This is a genomic window from Stenotrophomonas indicatrix, from assembly GCF_002750975.1.
Taxonomy (GTDB): Bacteria; Pseudomonadota; Gammaproteobacteria; order Xanthomonadales; family Xanthomonadaceae; genus Stenotrophomonas; species Stenotrophomonas indicatrix.
In genome coordinates this window covers 2,076,747-2,094,127 of the sequence record NZ_PEJS01000001.1, presented here as the reverse complement: position 1 = coordinate 2,094,127, position 17,381 = coordinate 2,076,747, and the positions used below count along the sequence as shown (strand labels likewise).

Annotated in this window: 16 protein-coding genes; 11 read left to right on the top strand and 5 right to left on the bottom strand. The window is 66.7% G+C overall.

The annotated features are described in order from the left end of the window. Positions 1-40: 40 nt before the first annotated feature. Both CR918_RS09715 and CR918_RS09710 read left to right on the top strand, forming a co-directional pair. A complete protein-coding gene (locus CR918_RS09715) occupies positions 41-1,780 on the top strand; it encodes a putative porin (protein WP_099842626.1) in 1,740 nt (579 codons plus the stop codon). Between the two features lie 96 nt (positions 1,781-1,876). Then, a complete protein-coding gene (locus CR918_RS09710) occupies positions 1,877-2,206 on the top strand; it encodes a hypothetical protein (protein WP_099842624.1) in 330 nt (109 codons plus the stop codon). A 78-nt stretch (positions 2,207-2,284) separates the two neighbouring features. On the opposite strand, the gene CR918_RS09705 is transcribed toward CR918_RS09710, so the two are convergent. The 4 genes from CR918_RS09705 to CR918_RS09690 form a co-directional block, all read right to left on the bottom strand. Then, the gene (locus CR918_RS09705) at positions 2,285-2,683 is read right to left on the bottom strand and encodes an OsmC family protein (RefSeq protein ID WP_025874386.1); all 399 of its coding nucleotides are present in this window, start codon (positions 2,681-2,683) and stop codon (positions 2,285-2,287) included. 80 nt (positions 2,684-2,763) lie between these two features. Beyond that, entirely contained in the window at positions 2,764-3,405 is a 642-nt protein-coding gene (locus tag CR918_RS09700) for a hydrolase (RefSeq protein WP_099784337.1), read from the bottom strand. A gap of 79 nt (positions 3,406-3,484) precedes the next feature. After that, positions 3,485-4,165 (bottom strand): hydrolase, encoded by a 681-nt coding sequence (locus tag CR918_RS09695; protein ID WP_099842622.1) that lies wholly within the window; start codon positions 4,163-4,165, stop codon positions 3,485-3,487. A gap of 69 nt (positions 4,166-4,234) precedes the next feature. Then, positions 4,235-5,101, bottom strand: coding sequence for a pirin family protein (locus CR918_RS09690; protein ID WP_099842620.1), 867 nt, complete (start codon positions 5,099-5,101; stop codon positions 4,235-4,237). A gap of 150 nt (positions 5,102-5,251) precedes the next feature. Between CR918_RS09690 and CR918_RS09685 the strand changes: the two genes are divergently transcribed. The 9 genes from CR918_RS09685 (at position 5,252) to CR918_RS09645 (ending at position 15,309) form a co-directional block, all read left to right on the top strand. Beyond that, positions 5,252-6,178, top strand: coding sequence for a LysR family transcriptional regulator (locus CR918_RS09685; RefSeq protein ID WP_032974583.1), 927 nt, complete (start codon positions 5,252-5,254; stop codon positions 6,176-6,178). Positions 6,179-6,300: 122 nt separating this feature from the next. Continuing rightward, a complete protein-coding gene (locus CR918_RS09680) occupies positions 6,301-6,804 on the top strand; it encodes an RNA polymerase sigma factor (RefSeq protein WP_099784331.1) in 504 nt (167 codons plus the stop codon). A gap of 82 nt (positions 6,805-6,886) precedes the next feature. Further along, positions 6,887-7,840, top strand: a complete 954-nt coding sequence (locus CR918_RS09675; protein WP_099844319.1) for a FecR family protein — start codon at positions 6,887-6,889, stop codon at positions 7,838-7,840. A 235-nt stretch (positions 7,841-8,075) separates the two neighbouring features. Further along, positions 8,076-11,186, top strand: coding sequence for a TonB-dependent receptor (locus CR918_RS09670; RefSeq protein ID WP_099842618.1), 3,111 nt, complete (start codon positions 8,076-8,078; stop codon positions 11,184-11,186). 56 nt (positions 11,187-11,242) lie between these two features. After that, positions 11,243-12,007, top strand: coding sequence for a Slam-dependent surface lipoprotein (locus tag CR918_RS09665; RefSeq protein WP_099784327.1), 765 nt, complete (start codon positions 11,243-11,245; stop codon positions 12,005-12,007). A 90-nt stretch (positions 12,008-12,097) separates the two neighbouring features. Beyond that, positions 12,098-13,558: a surface lipoprotein assembly modifier gene (locus tag CR918_RS09660; RefSeq protein ID WP_099842616.1), complete on the top strand. Its 1,461-nt coding sequence runs from the start codon at positions 12,098-12,100 to the stop codon at positions 13,556-13,558. Positions 13,559-13,654: 96 nt separating this feature from the next. After that, entirely contained in the window at positions 13,655-13,996 is a 342-nt protein-coding gene (locus CR918_RS09655; RefSeq protein ID WP_025874396.1) for a type II toxin-antitoxin system prevent-host-death family antitoxin, read from the top strand. 3 nt (positions 13,997-13,999) lie between these two features. Next, positions 14,000-14,653, top strand: a complete 654-nt coding sequence (locus tag CR918_RS09650) for an ATPase (RefSeq protein WP_099842614.1) — start codon at positions 14,000-14,002, stop codon at positions 14,651-14,653. A gap of 35 nt (positions 14,654-14,688) precedes the next feature. Then, positions 14,689-15,309, top strand: a complete 621-nt coding sequence (locus tag CR918_RS09645) for a hypothetical protein (protein ID WP_025874398.1) — start codon at positions 14,689-14,691, stop codon at positions 15,307-15,309. 50 nt (positions 15,310-15,359) lie between these two features. On the opposite strand, the gene proP is transcribed toward CR918_RS09645, so the two are convergent. After that, a complete protein-coding gene (gene proP, locus CR918_RS09640; protein ID WP_025874399.1) occupies positions 15,360-16,847 on the bottom strand; it encodes a glycine betaine/L-proline transporter ProP in 1,488 nt (495 codons plus the stop codon). Positions 16,848-17,381: the final 534 nt, after the last annotated feature.

Below are 17,381 nucleotides of genomic sequence, written 5' to 3'. Positions count from 1 at the left end.
GATGACTTCCGTGATTTCCCTTCTTTCGATGAGAACCGTGATGAACGACCACGACCGCGCTCGAACCGCATCCCGCCGCCCACGGCCGGCCCGACGGGCGTTGCTGTGCTGCGCCGTACTGCTCAGCCTGGCCGCGCCGGCCAGTGCGATGGCGGCCGAAACCACCATGGTCAAGTTGATCAAGGGGCTGATCGCCAGCGGCGCGCTCAAGCCCGAAGACGGCCAGGCCCTGTTGGTGCAGGCCGAAGCAGAAGCGGCGGCTGCACAACGCGGCACCGCGGTCAGCGCAGCCAGCAGCGGTGGGGTGGCGCTGGAAGCCGGTGATGTGCGTGTGCCGTACGTGCCGCAGAGCGTGCGCGATGGCATCCGTGATGAGGTACGCCAGGACGTGATGGCGCAGGCCAAAGCCGAGGGCTGGGCCGCGCCGAACGAGGTGGCCGAGTGGACCAAGCGCATCAAGGTCAGCGGTGACATGCGTGTGCGCAGCGAATCGCGCTTCTACTCCGAGCGCAACAGCGACATCGAGACCAACTGGGCCTCGGTGAACGCCGGCAACGGCTTCGATACCAACAACAACACCAACCTGCAGCTGCCGCCGCTGCTCAACACCCGCCAGGACCGCCGCAATCTGTGGCGCATCCGCGCACGGCTGGGCATCGAAGCGACGATCGGCCAGCACACCACCGCAGGCGTGCGCCTGGCCAGCGGCAGCAGCAACGGGCCGGTGTCCACCACCGAACAGCTTGGCGGTGGCCTGGGCAAGAAGGACGTGTGGCTGGACCAGGCATGGCTGGCCTACAGCCCGGCCGACTGGGTGACGGTGCGCGGCGGACGCTTCGGCAATCCGTTCTGGACCAGTGACACGCTGTTCTCCAACGATCTGAACTTCGACGGCCTGGCGGCCAATCTCAGCTACGACCTCGCCGAGGACGTCGGCCTGTTCGGCAACCTGGCGGTGGTGCCGTTGGAGTACACCTCCGACAGCGCGCCCAGCCAGAGCCGGGTGAAGACGCCCAACGAGAACAAGTGGCTGTCCGGTGCGCAGGTGGGGGTGAACTGGCGCTTCAACGATGACAACAGCCTGCGTGCGGCGCTGGGCTACTACGATTTCAAGAACATCAGTGGTCGCCTGTCGTCTCCCTGCGCGCTGTACGCCGGCGCGGTCGGTTGCGATACCGACTGGTCGCGGCCGGCGTTCATGCAGAAGGGCAACACCCTGATGCTGATCCGCGACATCGCCCGCAACCCGTTGGATCCGGCCAACACGCCCACGCCGCAGTACGTGGGCCTGGCTTCTGCCTTCCGCCTTGCGACCTTCAACCTGCGCTGGGATACACAGCTTGCGCAGGACATCGGCATGCGCCTGGATGCGGACTACATCCGCAACCTGGCCTATGACAAGCAGGCCATGTTCGCGCGGGCCAACAACGGCATCGTCAACAACTACGGTGCCGGTGGCAGTGCCAGCATCGACACCTTCCGCAGCGGCGACACCGCCTGGATGCTGCAAGCCACCTTCGGCGCCAGCGAACTGAAGGAGAAGGGGCAGTGGCAGGCCCTGCTGGGCTACAAGCGGATCGAGGCCGATGCACTGCCCGATGCCTACAACGATCCGAACTTCCACCTGGGCGGCACCAATGCGCGCGGCTACTACGTGGGCGGCGCCTATGCGCTGGACGCCCGCAGCTGGATCAGCGGCAAGTGGATGGCGGCCAAGGAAGTGTCGGGCCCGCCGTTGTCGATCGACGTGTTCCAGCTGGAGTTCAATACCGGTTTCTGATCGGACAGCGTGACCACAGTCACGACACGTGTGGCGGGGGCGCGGCAATGCGCCCGTCTAGGAAAGGAGACCACGCGTTGCACAAAGGAGGAGTGGATGAGCCGTCGCAAACTGTTCGAGAGTTCCGAGCCCGCCGCGCAGGCACTGGGCATCGGGCCGGCCTATGTCTCGGTGGAGGGATTGCGCCAGCATCTGGCCGAATTCCTGCTGTATGCAGGACGGCCGGTCGTCATCATGCGCGGGCGCAGCGAGGTCGGCTATTTCCTGCCGGCACGCTGCTGGCGCCAGCGCGAGGATGATCCGCTGGCTGCCGCCGCGGCCGATCAGCTGCTCGGTGCCGCCGGCTTCCAGGTCGAAGACATCCAGCAGGTCGAACAGGAGTTCAACGCCATGCGCCAGCGCACCGTGCTGCATTCACGGCGTTGAAACCAGGGCCGCCGGGCATGACCCGGCGCTACCTGATGGCGCCAGGCTCCTCCGGTAGCGCCGGGCCATGCCCGGCGATCAGGCAGCAGCCCCGCGCTCGCTGGTGATCCGTGCACCTTCGCGCATCACCAGCGTCACCGGGGTCTTTTCCACCACCTCCAGCAAGCGCTGCCACTGCGCATCGCTCAGCTCGGCGGTGGCATGCAGCACGCGGTGCACATGGAAGCGTCCATCCGCATCACGTTCGGAACGCAGCTCGGCGTGGAACTCGCCCAGCTCCCAGCCCTTGCGCTGCGCGTACATGCGCAGGGTGATGGCGGTACACGCGGCCAGCGAGGCCAGGTACAGGTCGAACGGGGCGAAGCCCTTGCCCTGGCCGCCGAGCGAAGCGGGTTCATCGGCCGCGACATCGAAGTGGCCGTTGCTGATGTGGTGCAGGTAGTTGTCGGCGGTCGAAACAATGCGTGCGTAGGCCATGGGAATTCCCGGTGGTAGGGCCGAGCCATGCTCGGTTGCAGGAAAAGGCGGCGCCAGCCGGAGCCGGAGCCGCCAAGGAATCACTCGGTACGATCGTACGAGAACTGGATGCCGGCCGTGCCACCGGTCTCGATGAAGAGATTCATGAAGGCCGGCACGGTCTCCGCCCGTACCCAGTCGCGCTGCAGTTCGCAGAACAGCTGCGTCACGCTGATCAACTGGCCGCCGGCCTGTTCGATGCGGCGCAGCGCGGCATCATGCGCGGCCAGCGACGTTCCGCCTACTGCATCGACCACCACGTAGACCTCATAGCCTTCCTTCAGTGCATCCAGCGCGGGGAAGGTCAGGCAGGCTTCGGTCCACAGCGCGGTCATGATCAGTTTCCTGCGGCCGGTGGCCTCCACCGCCTTGCGGAACTCGACATCTTCCCAGGAGTTGATGGTGGTGCGGTCGTAGGTCGGGTAGTCGCCCAGCACCTTGCGCAGCTGCGCGATCGGCGGCTTGTTCAGGCCGGTCTGCACGTTCACGGTCGAATGCACGATCGGCAGGCCGTAGGCGACCGCCGCCTTGGCAGTGCCGACGATGTTGTTGACCAGCAGCTGGCGGTCCATCGAGGCGATGGAGTTCACCTGTACCGGCTGGTAGTCGATGATGATGAAGGCGGAATTCTGCGGGGTCAGCAGGTGGTCGCTGACGGGGTCACGGATCGGTTCGCTGGCCATGGGGGTGTCCTGGTCGGGGTTGGCTTGCGGTGGTGCCGGCGGCGTGCCGGCAGGCGGAAATCGCCGTGGATGCAGCGGCTCAGCTACGCTGCGAATCCAGCTGCTCGTGGTTCTTCTGCACGTCCTGCGCTTTCTGGTAGCTCTCGATCAGCAGCTGGTAGTTGGGGAAGATCTGCGTGTAGATCGCGGCCCAGTGCTGGGCGTCCTCGCGGTTCCAGGTGCGCTGGATTTCCGAGGCGACCGCAGCGGTATCCATCGGCACCACACCGGCCTGCACCACGCGCGCCAGGGTGATTTCCTCGGCCATCTTCGAATAGGTGCCGGAGGCATCGACCACAGCGAACACCTGGTAGCCGTCGGCGACGGCGGCAATCGAGGGGAAGGCCATGCAGACGCTGGTGATGGTGCCGGCAATGATCAGCTGGCTGCGGCCGGTGGCCTTCACCGCGGCGACGAATTCGGGGTTGTCCCAGGCGTTGATCTCGCCGCGTCGCGCTACGTATTGCGCATGCGGTGCGGCGTCATGGATCTCCGGGATCAGCGGGCCGTTCGGCCCCTGCGGTACCGACGCGGTGGTGATCACCGGCATCTTCGCCAGCGTGGCCATCTTCGCCAGGGCGGTGGCGTGCGCGCGTACTAAAGTGAACGGCATGTCACCGATGGTCTGGAACAGGCCACTCTGGTGGTCGATCAGCAGCATCGCGGCGTTGTCCGGGTCGATCACCGGGCGGGCGCCGTTGAGGTTGGCGGGGGCACTCATGGTCAGTCTCCTGGGGAGGGGGCGAAGGCCCGGAATGCGGCGGGTGGTTGCCCGCCGCAATGCAGTGGATCAGTGCGCGATCTGGCCGAAGCGGCCGCCGTTGAAATCGCTGACGGCCTGGCTGATCTCGGCCTGGGTGTTCATCACGAACGGGCCATAGCCCACCACCGGCTCGTCGATGGGTTCGCCGCTGAGCAGCAGTACGGTGGCGTCGCTGTCGGCGTCGATGAACACGTCTTCGCCGCTGCGGTCGAAGGTCACCAGCTGTGCTTCGCCGACTGCCTGGCCGCCGTTGATCCGCACCGTGCCCTTCAGCACCACCAGCGCCAGGGTGCGGCCATCGGCCACCGGCAGCTCGGCGTGCTGGCCCTGCAGCAGGCGGATGTCCCACACGTCCATCGGGGTATGGGTACGTGCCGGTCCAGCATGGCCATCGAATGCCCCGGCGATGACGCGTACGCGACCGGCACCGTCAGGCAAGGCCACCGAGGGAATCTGCGCATCGAGCAGGGTCTGGTAGCCCGGCGCGCCCATCTTGTCCTTGGCGGGCAGGTTCACCCACAGCTGCACCATGTCCAGGGTGCCGCCGCGCTTGCTGAATTCCGGCGTGTGGAATTCCTCGTGGAGGATGCCGGAGGCAGCGGTCATCCACTGCACGTCACCCGGGCCGATGGTGCCGCCGGCACCAGTCGAGTCGCGATGGGCCACTTCGCCTTCGTAGACGATGGTGACCGTCTCGAAGCCGCGATGCGGATGCTGGCCGACCCCGCGCGGGGTCTCGCTGGGCGGGAAACTGTACGGCCCGGCGTAGTCCAGCAGCAGGAACGGGCTCAGGTGCTGGCCGTGGGTGTTGTAGGAGAACATCGAGCGGGCGGGGAAGCCGTCGCCCACCCAGTGCGGGCGGGGGGCGCTGTAGGTACCGGTGACACGCTTCATGGCGATCTCCTGACCGGGGCAACCGGTCGCTGTTTTTCGTTGCGGAGACGATATCGACGTGACAATGGCCCCGGTAGTCGGCAGAATTTGCCGTCATAGTCCTATTTCGTGAACGATGCAGGCCCGGCAAGGGCCGCAGGAGATCGTCCCGTGTTCATCGCCGACATCCGCCGCTGCGATCTGAACGACCTGTTCTACTTCGCCATGGTGGTCGAGCATGGCGGCTTCTCGCAGGCCGGGCGCGCGCTGGCGATGCCCAAGTCCAAGCTCAGCCGCCGCATCGCCCTGCTGGAGGAACGGCTGGGTGTCCGCCTGATCCAACGTTCCACCCGCCGCTTCTCGGTCACCGAGATCGGCCAGGACTACTACCGGCACTGCAAGGCGATGCTGGTGGAGGCCGAAGCGGCCGAGGAGGCCATCGCGCTGTCGCGTGCCGAGCCACGGGGCACCCTGCGGCTGGCCTGTCCGATCGCACTGCTGCACGCGCGCATTGGCGCCATGCTGGCTGACTTCCTGGCCCTGCATCCGCAGGTGACCCTGCAGCTGGATGCCACCAACCGGCGCGTGGACGTGGTGGGCGAGGGCGTGGATGTGGCCATCCGCGTGCGCCCGCCACCGCTGGAGGACAGCGATCTGGTGGTGCGTGTGCTGGCCCGCCGCATCTGGTGCACCGCTGCCAGCCCGGCCTTGCTCAAGCGCATGGGTACGCCGAAAGTGCCGGCTGATCTGGCGATGATGCCGACCGTGGACCTGGCATCGCCCGCCCAGGTGCATGCCTGGGAATACGCCGGGCCTGAGCAGGTGCAGGCCAGCGTGCACCACCGCCCGCGGCTGGTCAGCGATGACATGATCGCCCTGCGCAGTGCGGCGGTGGCGGGTGTCGGCGTGCTGATGCTGCCGCGGATGATGATCACCGACGAACTGGCCAGCGGCGCGCTGGTGCCGATCCTGCCGCAGTGGCAGCCCAGGCACGGCATCGTGCATGCGGTGTTCCCGTCGCGGCGCGGCCTGCTGCCGGCGGTACGCGCGTTGATCGACTATCTGGCCGAGCGTTTCGAGGCGCTGGAAGAGCCGTAGATCCATGCCGTGCGTGCAGCGTGGCGGATGACCGGGGGTGCAGGATCGGCGGTTGCCGCCTACACTCCCGGTCCGGACCGTCGCCATCACGCCCATCATTCCCCGGTCCGGCCTTGGCACTTATGTCTCCCAATGCCCTGGCGCTGATCGAGCTGTTGATCCGCGAGCGCCGTGCGTTGTCCCGCTTCATTGCCCGCTACCTCGACCCGGCCAGTACCGAGGACACCCTGCAGAACCTTTATCTGAAGGCCAGCAGCGTGCCCGGCGATCCGCCGATCCTGGAACCGCGCGGGTATCTGTACCGCATGGCCTACCACCACGCGCTCAACCGCAGCCAGGCCGACGCACGCGAACGGCGGGCGATGGCGGAGTACGCCAGCGACCTGGCCGATGCCAGCACTGATGGCCAGGCGCAGGCGCTGGACCAGGCCCAGCTGCGCGAGATCAGCCAGACCATCCTGGCGCTGCCGCCGCAGGTGCGCGAGTGCTTCGTGCTCAACCGCTACCTGGGGCTGAGCGAACGCGAGATCGCCGAGCGCCTGGGTATTTCCAAGAGCGTGGTGGGCAAGTACGTGCTGCGCGCGGCCCTGCTCATCCAGCAGCACCAGCGGGGAAGCCGCGCATGACCGGCATGTGCTGTGGGCAGATGCCGCTCGCCGTTGTCTCAACTGTAAGGCGCACCCGTTGGTGGTGCCGCAGGCCACAATCATGACTACGTCCATACCCTCGCCGCATCAGGCCAGGCAGGCGTTGCGCTGGGTGATACGGTGCAATGCGGGCCGGTTGCCGGAGCGCCAGCAACGCGCCCTGCGACGTTGGCTGCAGGCCGATCCCCGGCATGCCGATGCCTGGCGCCAGCAACAGGCCTTCTGGCAAGGCCTGGATGCCGCCGGCCCGGATGTCCTGGCTGCGCTTCCGGAGCTGACAGCCGAACCCGCGCTACGGCCCCTGCAGCCGCGTCGTCGAGTGCCTTGGCTGCTGGCCAGTGCGGCGGTGCTGCTGCTTTCGGTAACAGCGGCGCCGCACGCGTGGCTGCTGGTCCGCAGCGACGTGCGCAGCGACAACGCGCCGCGCACGGTGCAGCTGCAGGATGGCAGCACTGCCATATTGGATGCAGGCAGCGCGCTGGCGCTTGATTTCAGCGCCGGCCAGCGCCGCCTGCAGTTGCTGCGTGGCAGGGCCTGGTTCCAGGTGGCGCACGAAGCACGACCGTTCCGGGTGGAGGCCGGCGGTGGCGAGATCCGTGACATCGGCACGGCGTTCAGCGTTGCACTGCAGGATGCCGTGGTGACCACCGAGGTCAGCCAGGGCGAAGTGGAGATCAGGCCGGGTCATGTCGCCGCGCAGCGGCTGCAGGCGGGGCAGGCACGCGCGTTCCGTGATGGCCGCTGGCTGCAGCCGTTGCAGCTGGCCGATGTGGAGGCCATCGCACCGTGGCGACGCGGCGATATCGTCATTGATGATCTGCCTGCGCAACAGGCGATCGAGCGCCTTGCCCGCTATCGGCGTGCGCCGGTCTGGGTTCTGCGCGGCCAGGGCGCGCAGGTGGCGGTGAGTGGGTTGTTCCATCTGCAGCAGCCGGATGCGGCGATTGCCGCAGTGGCCCAGCAGGCCGGTCTGCGCAGCCAGCGCTTGCCTGGCGGCGCGTTGTTGGTGTGGTGATGCCACGGGGGTAGCGCGTGGGTTCATCCACGCATGGCGTGGATCTACTCGGGTGCATGGTAGATCCACGCCATGCGTGGATGATCTGTCGATCAACAAGAAAAACCGTGGGCAGATCCGATCCCACCTTGTCTCTAGTGGTATAGCCAGAGCGAAACCGCGTTTCTTCTCAAGCCAACCGAACCGCGTGCACCCGACGTGCGCACGGTCCCGCCACCTTGAGGAGTCACCGTTCATGCCGTTCCCGGCATCCGCCCGTCATCGCCGCGCCACCATCCTCGCCCTGGCCATCGCCACGGCACTGGTTCCCTTCGCTTGGGCGCCGCCCGCCCGCGCCCAGGCCGCTACCGCCTCCGTGCGCGCGTATGCCATCCCCGAACAAGCCCTGGCCGACGCAGTGCGCAGCTTCGGTCGCCAGTCGCAGGTGCAGGTGGTGTTCCGCAGCGATCTGGTGGAAGGGCGGCGCTCGCGCGCAGTGCAGGGCCAGTACAGCCCCACCGAGGCACTGGACCAGTTGCTGCAGGGCAGTGGCCTGCGCGCGCAGCAGGAGCCGGGCGGTACCTGGACCCTGCAGGCCGCCGCCGATGACGGCGGGGTGGTGGTCACCGACACGCTGAAGGTGGGCGGGCGCCTGCAGGCCGACGGCGGCGAAACACGTGATCGTTGGGGATACGACGACGTGTTCGCGCTCGACCTGAGCACGGCCTATTCCGGTCGCGACCGGGTGGAGCGCTATCGCGGCGCCAACCCGGCCGACGTGGTCAAGGACCTGGTCGGTGTGTTCAGCGGCGACGCCCGCAACAGCGGCGCGCTGGACCTCAACATCCGCGGCATCCAGGGGCCGGGGCGGGTGCCGGTCAGCATCGACGGCGGCGAGCAGGCACTGACCGTATGGCGGGGCTACAACGGCGTCAGCAACCGCAACTACATCGATCCCAACCTGATTGGTGGCATCCAGGTCATCAAGGGGCCAGCGTTGGTGCGCGATGTACACAGCGGTATCGGCGGAGCGATGGTCATCAAGACCCTCGACGTCGACGACATCGTGCCGGCCGGCGAGCGCTTCGGCGGGGAGCTGAAGATCGAAGGCAGCAGCAATGCGGTCTCGCCGCGCCTGCCACGGCTGCACACCGGCGAGGACTACCGCACGGTGGAGGGGTTTCCGCAGTCATCGCCGGCCTCGCCCTATGCTGACCGCACCCTGGTGGTGCCAGTGAAATCGCGCAGTGGTGACAACCCGTTCGATGGCGATGACCAGGCCTGGCGCCTGGCGCTGGGCTGGCGCGGTGAGCGGGTGGACGTGATGGGCGCCTACGCGTGGCGCAAGCGCGGCAACTATTTCTCCGGCAGCAAGGGCAGTGCGTACTACGACCAGGACCCGCGCGAGCAGTACGAATACCAGGGCATCGACTACATCACCACGCTGGCGCGCTACTTCAAGCCGGGTGATGAAGTGCCCAACACGTCCAGCGAACAGGAGTCGTGGCTGCTGAAGGCCACCTGGCAGATCACCGACGACCAGCAGCTCAAGGCCACCTGGCGGCACACGCTTTCGCACTATGGCGAGATCATGCCCTCGCGCATCCTGTCCGCACCGGATTACGGGCGCATCCAGTGGCCGCTCAGCCGGGTTGATTCCGATGCCTGGAACCTGGAATACCGCTGGCAGCCGGCCGGCAGTCGTTGGCTCGACCTGCGCGCCAACCTGTGGCGAACTGAAACCAACAGCGATACCTACACCGCTGGTGGCTTCCCCAACTTCGCCTCGGGCAACCCCGATTGGGATTCCAGCCGCAGTCCGATCCTGCGCAACACCGCCCTGGCCAATGCCCGCAACGACCGTACCGGGCTGACCCTGAGCAACCGCTTCGGCCTGCATTCCACGCTTGACCTGACCGTGGGTGGCAACTGGCAGTACGAAACACTGCGCTCGGGCGATCCGTACTTCGGCGTAACCGACGGCTGGCGCATGTACCCACGCGCCGGTCGGCGCCAGGAAGGCGAGGGCTACCTGAGCCTGGAATGGCGGCCGGTCGAGTTCCTTACCCTCAACGCCGGTGTGCGCTACAGCCGCTACTGGGCGTTCGACGACTTCCTGCAGGCGCATCCGGAGCTGCTGACCCGCAGTGTCGGCAGCAAGGAGGCGCGCTACAGGGTCAATGAGCTGCCACCACGCCCCGCCAGCCTGCAGGGAGAGATCGATGCGATCGAATCGGAGCGTGAGTTCTGGGAAAGCATCGGCATGGGCTCGCTGGTCGACGACCTGCTGAAGAACCTGCTGAGCAAGTACGAAACGCCGGTGCCGGTGGAGCACAGCATCGCCTGGGCAGCGGATGCCGATGGCAATTACACGCGAGCCAGCAACCCGTGCCTCAACGGCCAGGTGGCCGCCATCCCCGGGTTGCTGCCGATGGTGCTCGGTACCGACCAGACCTGCCGGGTGCAGAACGCCGTGCAGGGGCAGGCCGTGCAGGCGCACAACAGCCGCCGCCGCGACCATGCCTGGCTGCCCACGTTCGCGGCCACCGTGCATTTCTCGCCTGCTGCGCGCCTGTATGCCCGCTACACCGAGGCCAAGCGCTTCCCCAGCATGTTCGAAAGCACCATCGCGTTTTCCAGCAGCCTCAATCCGCTGTATCCGCTCAAGCCCGAACACGCTTACAACTACGAGCTGGGTTATGTGCACAACCTCTCTGCGCTGTTCGACGGCACCGCCGATGCGGACGTAAAGCTCAGCTACTACGTACAGAAAACCCGCGATGTGATCGAGCGCGATGCGTATTTCCTGTTCGACAACATCGACAAGCAGACCCTGCGCGGCATTGAGCTGCAGGCGCGCTTCGACAACCGTCGCTTCTTCAGCGACCTGGGCATCGCCCGCACCCTTGAAAACAAAGTGTGCGACGAAAGCACCGCAGTGCAGCTGGATGCCAACCGTGGCCTGGTGCCCAACTGCGTGCAGGATGGCTTCATCGGTGGTTACTTGCTGACCCAGGCCGTGCCGAAGCTGTCGGTGAACCTGTCGCTGGGCACCCGCCTGTTCGACGAGCGGCTGGAACTGGGCAGCCGCATCGTGCACTACCGGCGTCACCACAACCCGGACCTGCAGGCCTACCGCGACCGCTTGCTGGCCGGCGGTAGCAGCCTGCTGTGGCAGAACGTGCCGTTCACCTGGGGAAACATCACCACGGTGGATGCCTATGCGCGCTGGCGCTTCAACGACCACGCCAGCGTCGAACTGGTCGGCAGCAATCTCGGCAACCGCTACTACGTCGACCCGGCCACGCGCTCCACGCTGCCGGCGCCCGGTCGCACCCTCAAGCTCGCAGTCACCGCGCGCTTCTGACGCCTCACCAATTCAAGCGTTGTACCTGTAGTTCCCTCAATCCAAGGAGTTTTTCCATGAAAATGTTCTCCCGCTCCCTGCTCACCGTGGCCGCCACCCTGGCCCTGGCCGGTGCCGCCCACGCTGCCGATATCGTCGGCGCCGCCAGCGCCGTCACCGATCCGCAGTTGAACGTCAACGTCGGCGAATCGCAGGTCAACGGTGGCCCGCACGTCGCTGGCAAGGCCGGCATCGGCGTCGGCACCGTGTCCGGTGGCACCCGCGTGGACTTCCAGGGCCTGAGCGCCTATTCGGCACCCACCACCGTCAACGGCACCACCGTGCGCACCCTGGCCATGCCGATCACCGGCACCCCGGGCAACCACGCCGGCATGGGCCACTTCAACTTCGTCAAGGTGGGCAGCGGCGATGTCTGGTTTGGTGAATGGTCCAAGGATGGCACCGCCGGTGGCTTCAACAACCGCCAGGTCTATTTCGCTGGTGACCGTGCAGGCACCACGTTGCCGGCAGGCGTGGCCACCTACAGCGTGGCGGGCCTGAACAAGTTCAACGGCAGCAACCTGCTGACCGGTGCGTTCCGCGCCGACTTCGGTGCCGGCACCCTGCGCGGCCAGATCGCCGGTGGCGGCCTGACCGTGGGCGTCAACGCTGCCATCAACAGCGCCAATGCGTCCTTCGCAGGCACGGCCGTGGCCAACGGCTCGGTGTCGGGCAGCACCCAGGGCCAGTTCTTCGGTGCCAACGCCGCCACCCTGGCCGGCATCGCCACCTTCGCCGGCAACAGCCAGTACGACACCGCCTTCGGCGGCAGCAAGAACTGATCGCCACGCCCCTGACGGGGCAGGGCAGGGACAAGCCGCGATCCGCCAGTCCCTGCTTCGGCCCGCGATAGTGCTTCAACCGGATCGAACATGCGCCACCTTCTCTTTCTTGTCGTCCTGCTGCTGGTCTGGCCGCTCAACGTTGCCCACGCGCAGCAGGATGACCTGCGCCGTGTGCTCGAGCAGGGCAGCGAGCTGCGTCATCAACAGCAGGACCAGCAGCGCCTGCGCCAGGCCGAACACGAGCGACCGACCATCACCCTCGACGGCCAGCAGTACCGCGTGGAGCGCACTGTCGACGACCTCGGCCAGGCGCTCTATCTCGCGCTGCAGCACCAGCAATGGCAGGCCGCGGCCGCCTTCCTTGCCGAGTACATCGAGCTGCCTGGCAACGATCCGCTGCTGCGCCACTACGCGCAGGGTGCGCTGGCGCGCGTGGGTGGCCAGCACGGCAAGGCCGCGGCTGAATACGAGGCCGTGCTCGCCGCGCAGCCGGACTTCCTGCCGGCGCGGCTGGAACTGGCGCGTGTGTATGCCGAAGACCAGCGCGACCGCGATGCCATCGCCCTGTTCGAGGCGATCGCAGCCGGCATCGATGGCGGCGACCCTGCAACGGCGGGCGTGCGTACGCGGGTGGACGGGTACCTGCAGGCCCTGCATGCACGCCAGCGCTGGAAGGGTGGCATCGCCGCCGGCCCCGCCTGGAGCGACAACGTCAACCGCAGTTCGGCCAGCCGCACCTGCCTGTTTGGTGACGGCACCACCTGCTTCATCGAACGCCGGTTGCCCGATGCACAGGCAGCGTTCGGCCTGGACTACGACGCCAGCCTGGAACGACGCCTGCCGTTGGCCGGCCACCATGGGCTGTACCTGCGCGGGCTGGCGTTCGGCCAGGCATGGCGTGGGCACAGCGACTACAACGAACTCAATGCCAGCGTGCAGGCCGGCTACAGCTGGCGCAGCGCACGGCATACCTTGCTGCTGGCGCCCAGCTACGATTACCAGGGACTCGGCAACCACGCGCTGCAGGGCGGTGCCGGCATGCATGGCGAATGGCAGTTCGCCGCAGATGCGCGCAGCCTGCTGAAACTGGAAGCTGACTGGAAACGCCAGCGCTATCGACAGCAGGGCGTGGCCAGCAACTACGACGGTGAACTGGCGGCGATCTATGCCACCTGGTTCCGCGCGCTCAACCCGCGCTGGACGGTGTTTGTCGGGGTCGACCTGAGTGACAGCAGCGCCGCCGATCCCGCCAATGGCTATCGGCAGCGCGGCCTGCGCCTGGGCGCAGCGCGCCAGTGGAGCGGCACCACGGCCACGGTGTTCGTCTCGCTGCGTGAGCGTGACTACGATGCCTGGAGCCCGTTGCTGGAGGCGCGTCGGCAGGACAGCGAGCAGAACCTGATCGCCATCGTGCGCAGCGAGCGCCTGGCCGTGGCTGGGCTGGTCCCCAGCCTGAGCCTGCGTTACGCACGCATCGACAGCAACGTGGACTGGCTGTACAGCCACGACCGCAGTCTGCTGAGCCTGAAATGGGAACGCGCGTTCTGAGCCGTCGGGCGGGGCGCAAAGGGGGGGAAGTTCATTAATCCCCAATTTGGCCAAATTGGGTATAGTGGCCACATATCCTACCGCTGGAGCCGTGCCATGACCCTCCCGCTCGACCTGCCCGGCCTCGACAAGGCCCCGGCATCCTCGGTCAAGACCCGTGGCTGGCCCAGCCTGATGCGTACCGTGCGCGAGAAGCAGGCGCTGGTCATCACCAACCACAATCACCCCGAGGCGGTGATCGTGGACATCAAGACCTACCAGGAGCTGTTGGCCAGGGCCAGCGGCAGCGACAGCGAGGAGCGCAGCGACGTGCTGTCGCGCCTGCGCAGCGAGTTCGACCAGGCGCTGGCCGGGCTGCAGCAGGGTGAGGGGCTGGGCAAGGTGATGGGCAAGCCGATCCGCCGCGGCCACAAGGTCGCGCTCGGCCGTCCGCTCTGAATCATGGGGCGGATCCTGGCGTTGGCCGGCGTCAATGGCGCCGGCAAGAGTTCGCTGCTCGGCACCTGGCTGGAGGCCGACGGCCTGGGCTGGTACAACCCGGACAGCTTCACCCGGCGCCTGGTGGAGGCGGGCTGGCCGTTGGCCGACGCCAACGCTGAAGCGTGGCAGGAGGGTGCACGACGGCTGCGCCAGGCGATCGCCGACGGCAGTGACTTCGCCTTTGAAACCACCCTGGGTGGCAACACCATTCCGCGCCTGTTGCGCGAGGCCTGCAGTCAGCATGACGTGGCGATCTGGTTCTGCGGGTTGGCCACCGTCGAACTGCATGTTGCTCGCGTGGCGGCCCGCGTTGCCGCCGGTGGCCACGACATCCCGCAGGACAAGATCCGCGCACGCTTCGATTCCGCACGCGAGAACCTGTTGGCATTGATGCCGCACCTGGCCGAACTGCATGTATATGACAACAGCGCGCCGGCCGATCGCTATGGACGTGTTGCCCCCTTGCCGGTGCTGGCGCTGGATCGCCAGGGTCTGCAGTATCCGGTGTCGGTGGTGGAGCTGCTGCACACCCCGGACTGGGCCAAGCCCATCGTCATGCGCGCGATGGAACTGCATGCCGACAGTACGCCGCTTGCCGGCCCGCCTGTGCGATGATCCGAGCCCGCAGATTCATTGATCAAGGAACACGGATGTACGAGCGGAAGCACTGGCAGGCCACTGGCCTGCGCGCGCTGGTGGCGGCCATGGCATTGACGGTGGCGGCACCGCTGCTGGCCCAGGATGCAACGCCGGCCGATGCCAAGGTCGAGGCGCCGAACGAGCCGATGAGCTACGACAAGGCGCGCCGCACCGCCGAGGCATCGCTGCGCCTGCACCCGGGCACCGACAGCCAGTACGACTATCGCCCGCTGTGGGCCGGCAATGCCGACCTCGATGGCGACGGCCGCCCGGAGATCATCTATCTCTACACCGCGACCCAGACCGGCAGCGCGATGCAGCTCAACGAGCTGGTGGTGATGACCCCGCTGGCCGAAGGCGATGCACGGGGCCAGGCCACGTCACCCGGCAAATCCGCCTATGACGACGAAACCTACGCGTTGATCCGCGCCTCGGGCTACGCCGATGACGCCAGCGTGCATATCCCCGGCGAAATGGAAACGATCACCATGGACGGTGACCGCATCCGCGTGACCTTCAACAGCACCCGCAGTTCGAAGCTGTGCGTGCGAGGCAAGGTGGCCTGCCCGCCGGAAGGTCAGCATGCCTGGGTGTATCGCTGGAGCCCGGGCAAGCTGACCCGCGCCGACTAGCCCTGCGCTGACGGCAGCGCCAGGCAATGCCCGGCGCTGCCTCAGCGAACTCAGGCCGGGGTCACCTGTTCCGGTTCGGCCACGTCCGGCAACGGCGGCAGGGCGCGGTCCACCGTGACCGGTGCATCGCTCTTCAACAGCGCGGCCGCCTCCTTGTCGCAGCCCACGGCCGGCGGCGAACCGCGCAGCGGCAGGCCGGCGGTTTCCTTCACGAAGATCATCGTGATCAGGCCGATCACCGCCGCGCCCATCAGGTAGTAGGCCGGTACCAGCGGATCGCCCGTGCGTTCCACCAGCCAGGCGGTCACCAGCGGCGTGGTGCCACCAAACAGCGACACCGACACGTTGAACGCAATGGACAGCGCGCTGTAGCGCACCGGCGTATAGAACAGCGCCGGCAGCGTGGACGGCATCGAACTGGTGAAGCACACCAGCGCCAGGCCCAGCAGCATCAGGCCAAGGAAGATCAGCCCGTCGTTGCCGCTGCCCACCAGCAGCAGGCTCGGCACCGCCAGCACCAGCAGCGCGATGCAGGCGCCGATGATCATCGGCCGCCGGCCCAGCTTGTCGCTGAAAAGGCCACCCACGATGTTCAACGGCATCATCACCAGCATCACGATGATGATCAGCAGCAGGCCCTTGCTCTCCGCATATCCCATGGTCACGCTCAGGTAGCTGGGCATGTAGGTCAGCAGCATGTAGTCGGTCACGTTGAACACCAGCACCAGGCCCATGCAGACGATCAGCTGGCGGCCGTGCACGCGGAACAGGTCGACCAGGCCGGGGCGCTCATGGTCGCGCTTCTCGGCCTCTTCGGCGAAGGCGCGGAACGCTGGCGTTTCCTCCAGCCGCATGCGCATGTACAGGCCCAGCAGGCCGAGTGGGCCGGCCACCAGGAACGGAATGCGCCAGCCCCAGTCCAGCATCTGCTCGCTGCTCAACAGCATGTGCAGTGCAGTCACCGTGCCGGCACCGGCGATATAGCCGCCCAGCGTGCCGAACTCCAGCCAGCTGCCCATCAGGCCGCGGTTGCGGTCGGTGGAGTACTCGGCGATGAAGGTCGCCGCGCCGCCGTACTCGCCGCCGGTGGAAAAGCCCTGCACCACGCGGGCGAGCAGCAACAGCACCGGCGCCCAGATGCCGATGCGTTCATAGGAGGGAATCAGGCCGATGGCGAACGTACCCAGTGCCATCATGATCATGGTGAAGGCCAGTACCTTCTGGCGCCCGTAGCGGTCGCCCAGTGGCCCGAAGACCATGCCGCCCAGCGGGCGTACCAGGAAGGCCACAGTGAACGTGGCGAATGCGGCGATCACCTGCGCGGTGGGGTTGCTGGACGGGAAGAACACCTGGCCGATGGTGACGGCAAGATAGCCATAGACACCGAAGTCGAACCATTCCATCGCATTGCCCAGTGCAGCGGCGCCGACGGCGCGCTTGAGCATGGGTTTGTCGACAACGGTGATCTCGTCGACCTTCAGATGGCGGCGGCGTTTGAACCAGCCGAAATGGGCATGGGCATCGGAGTTGTCCTGCATGGGGACTCCCTTGGAAGAATGGAAATGGCGTTGGAATGGGCGGTACGAATGTCCCGGAATTCGGAAACGGCGATGCTGGCGCAGCAGGCGCAGGGGCATCGGATGGAAGACCCGGAAGGGGGCGAAAGGTGTGTGCGATGAAACGCCGCGCGCGCAACACGCATTGCCCGCTGCCAGAACGCAGAGCGACATGCGGGACGAACGGATGGGTCCGATTACGTGTCAGCGCACGCGCGGGTGGGGCAGGCGCAGGGAACAGGCGGGGCAGGGCCCGCAGGCGTCATCCGCCGGGATCCAGCGCGAGGCGATGGAAAGGCGAGGGAGAGGCAATGATGGAAAGCGAAGCGCCGGTCGGCAGTGCTTCCCGCAGGCCAGCAACAGGTGCTGACGTGCAGTGGGTCGTGTCGATCATGCGTTCATGATAACGGTTACAGTGTGAGCGTGCCGAGAATCGCGCCAGTACGAACGCAGCGTTCCATGTTGCCTGTTCATGCACATGACCCACGCACATCGAATGAACATGTTGTGCTCGCT

Bases quoted from the DNA above. Each gene is read 5' to 3' on its own strand.
- CR918_RS09715 (WP_099842626.1), top strand. From the start codon at position 41: ATGAACGACCACGACCGCGCTCGAACCGCATCCCGCCGCCCACGGCCG.
- CR918_RS09710 (WP_099842624.1), top strand. From the start codon at position 1,877: ATGAGCCGTCGCAAACTGTTCGAGAGTTCCGAGCCCGCCGCGCAGGCA.
- CR918_RS09705 (WP_025874386.1), bottom strand. From the start codon at position 2,683: ATGGCCTACGCACGCATTGTTTCGACCGCCGACAACTACCTGCACCAC.
- CR918_RS09700 (WP_099784337.1), bottom strand. From the start codon at position 3,405: ATGGCCAGCGAACCGATCCGTGACCCCGTCAGCGACCACCTGCTGACC.
- CR918_RS09695 (WP_099842622.1), bottom strand. From the start codon at position 4,165: ATGAGTGCCCCCGCCAACCTCAACGGCGCCCGCCCGGTGATCGACCCG.
- CR918_RS09690 (WP_099842620.1), bottom strand. From the start codon at position 5,101: ATGAAGCGTGTCACCGGTACCTACAGCGCCCCCCGCCCGCACTGGGTG.
- CR918_RS09680 (WP_099784331.1), top strand. From the start codon at position 6,301: ATGTCTCCCAATGCCCTGGCGCTGATCGAGCTGTTGATCCGCGAGCGC.
- CR918_RS09675 (WP_099844319.1), top strand. From the start codon at position 6,887: ATGACTACGTCCATACCCTCGCCGCATCAGGCCAGGCAGGCGTTGCGC.
- CR918_RS09670 (WP_099842618.1), top strand. From the start codon at position 8,076: ATGCCGTTCCCGGCATCCGCCCGTCATCGCCGCGCCACCATCCTCGCC.
- CR918_RS09665 (WP_099784327.1), top strand. From the start codon at position 11,243: ATGAAAATGTTCTCCCGCTCCCTGCTCACCGTGGCCGCCACCCTGGCC.
- CR918_RS09660 (WP_099842616.1), top strand. From the start codon at position 12,098: ATGCGCCACCTTCTCTTTCTTGTCGTCCTGCTGCTGGTCTGGCCGCTC.
- CR918_RS09655 (WP_025874396.1), top strand. From the start codon at position 13,655: ATGACCCTCCCGCTCGACCTGCCCGGCCTCGACAAGGCCCCGGCATCC.
- CR918_RS09650 (WP_099842614.1), top strand. From the start codon at position 14,000: ATGGGGCGGATCCTGGCGTTGGCCGGCGTCAATGGCGCCGGCAAGAGT.
- CR918_RS09645 (WP_025874398.1), top strand. From the start codon at position 14,689: ATGTACGAGCGGAAGCACTGGCAGGCCACTGGCCTGCGCGCGCTGGTG.
- proP (WP_025874399.1), bottom strand. From the start codon at position 16,847: ATGCAGGACAACTCCGATGCCCATGCCCATTTCGGCTGGTTCAAACGC.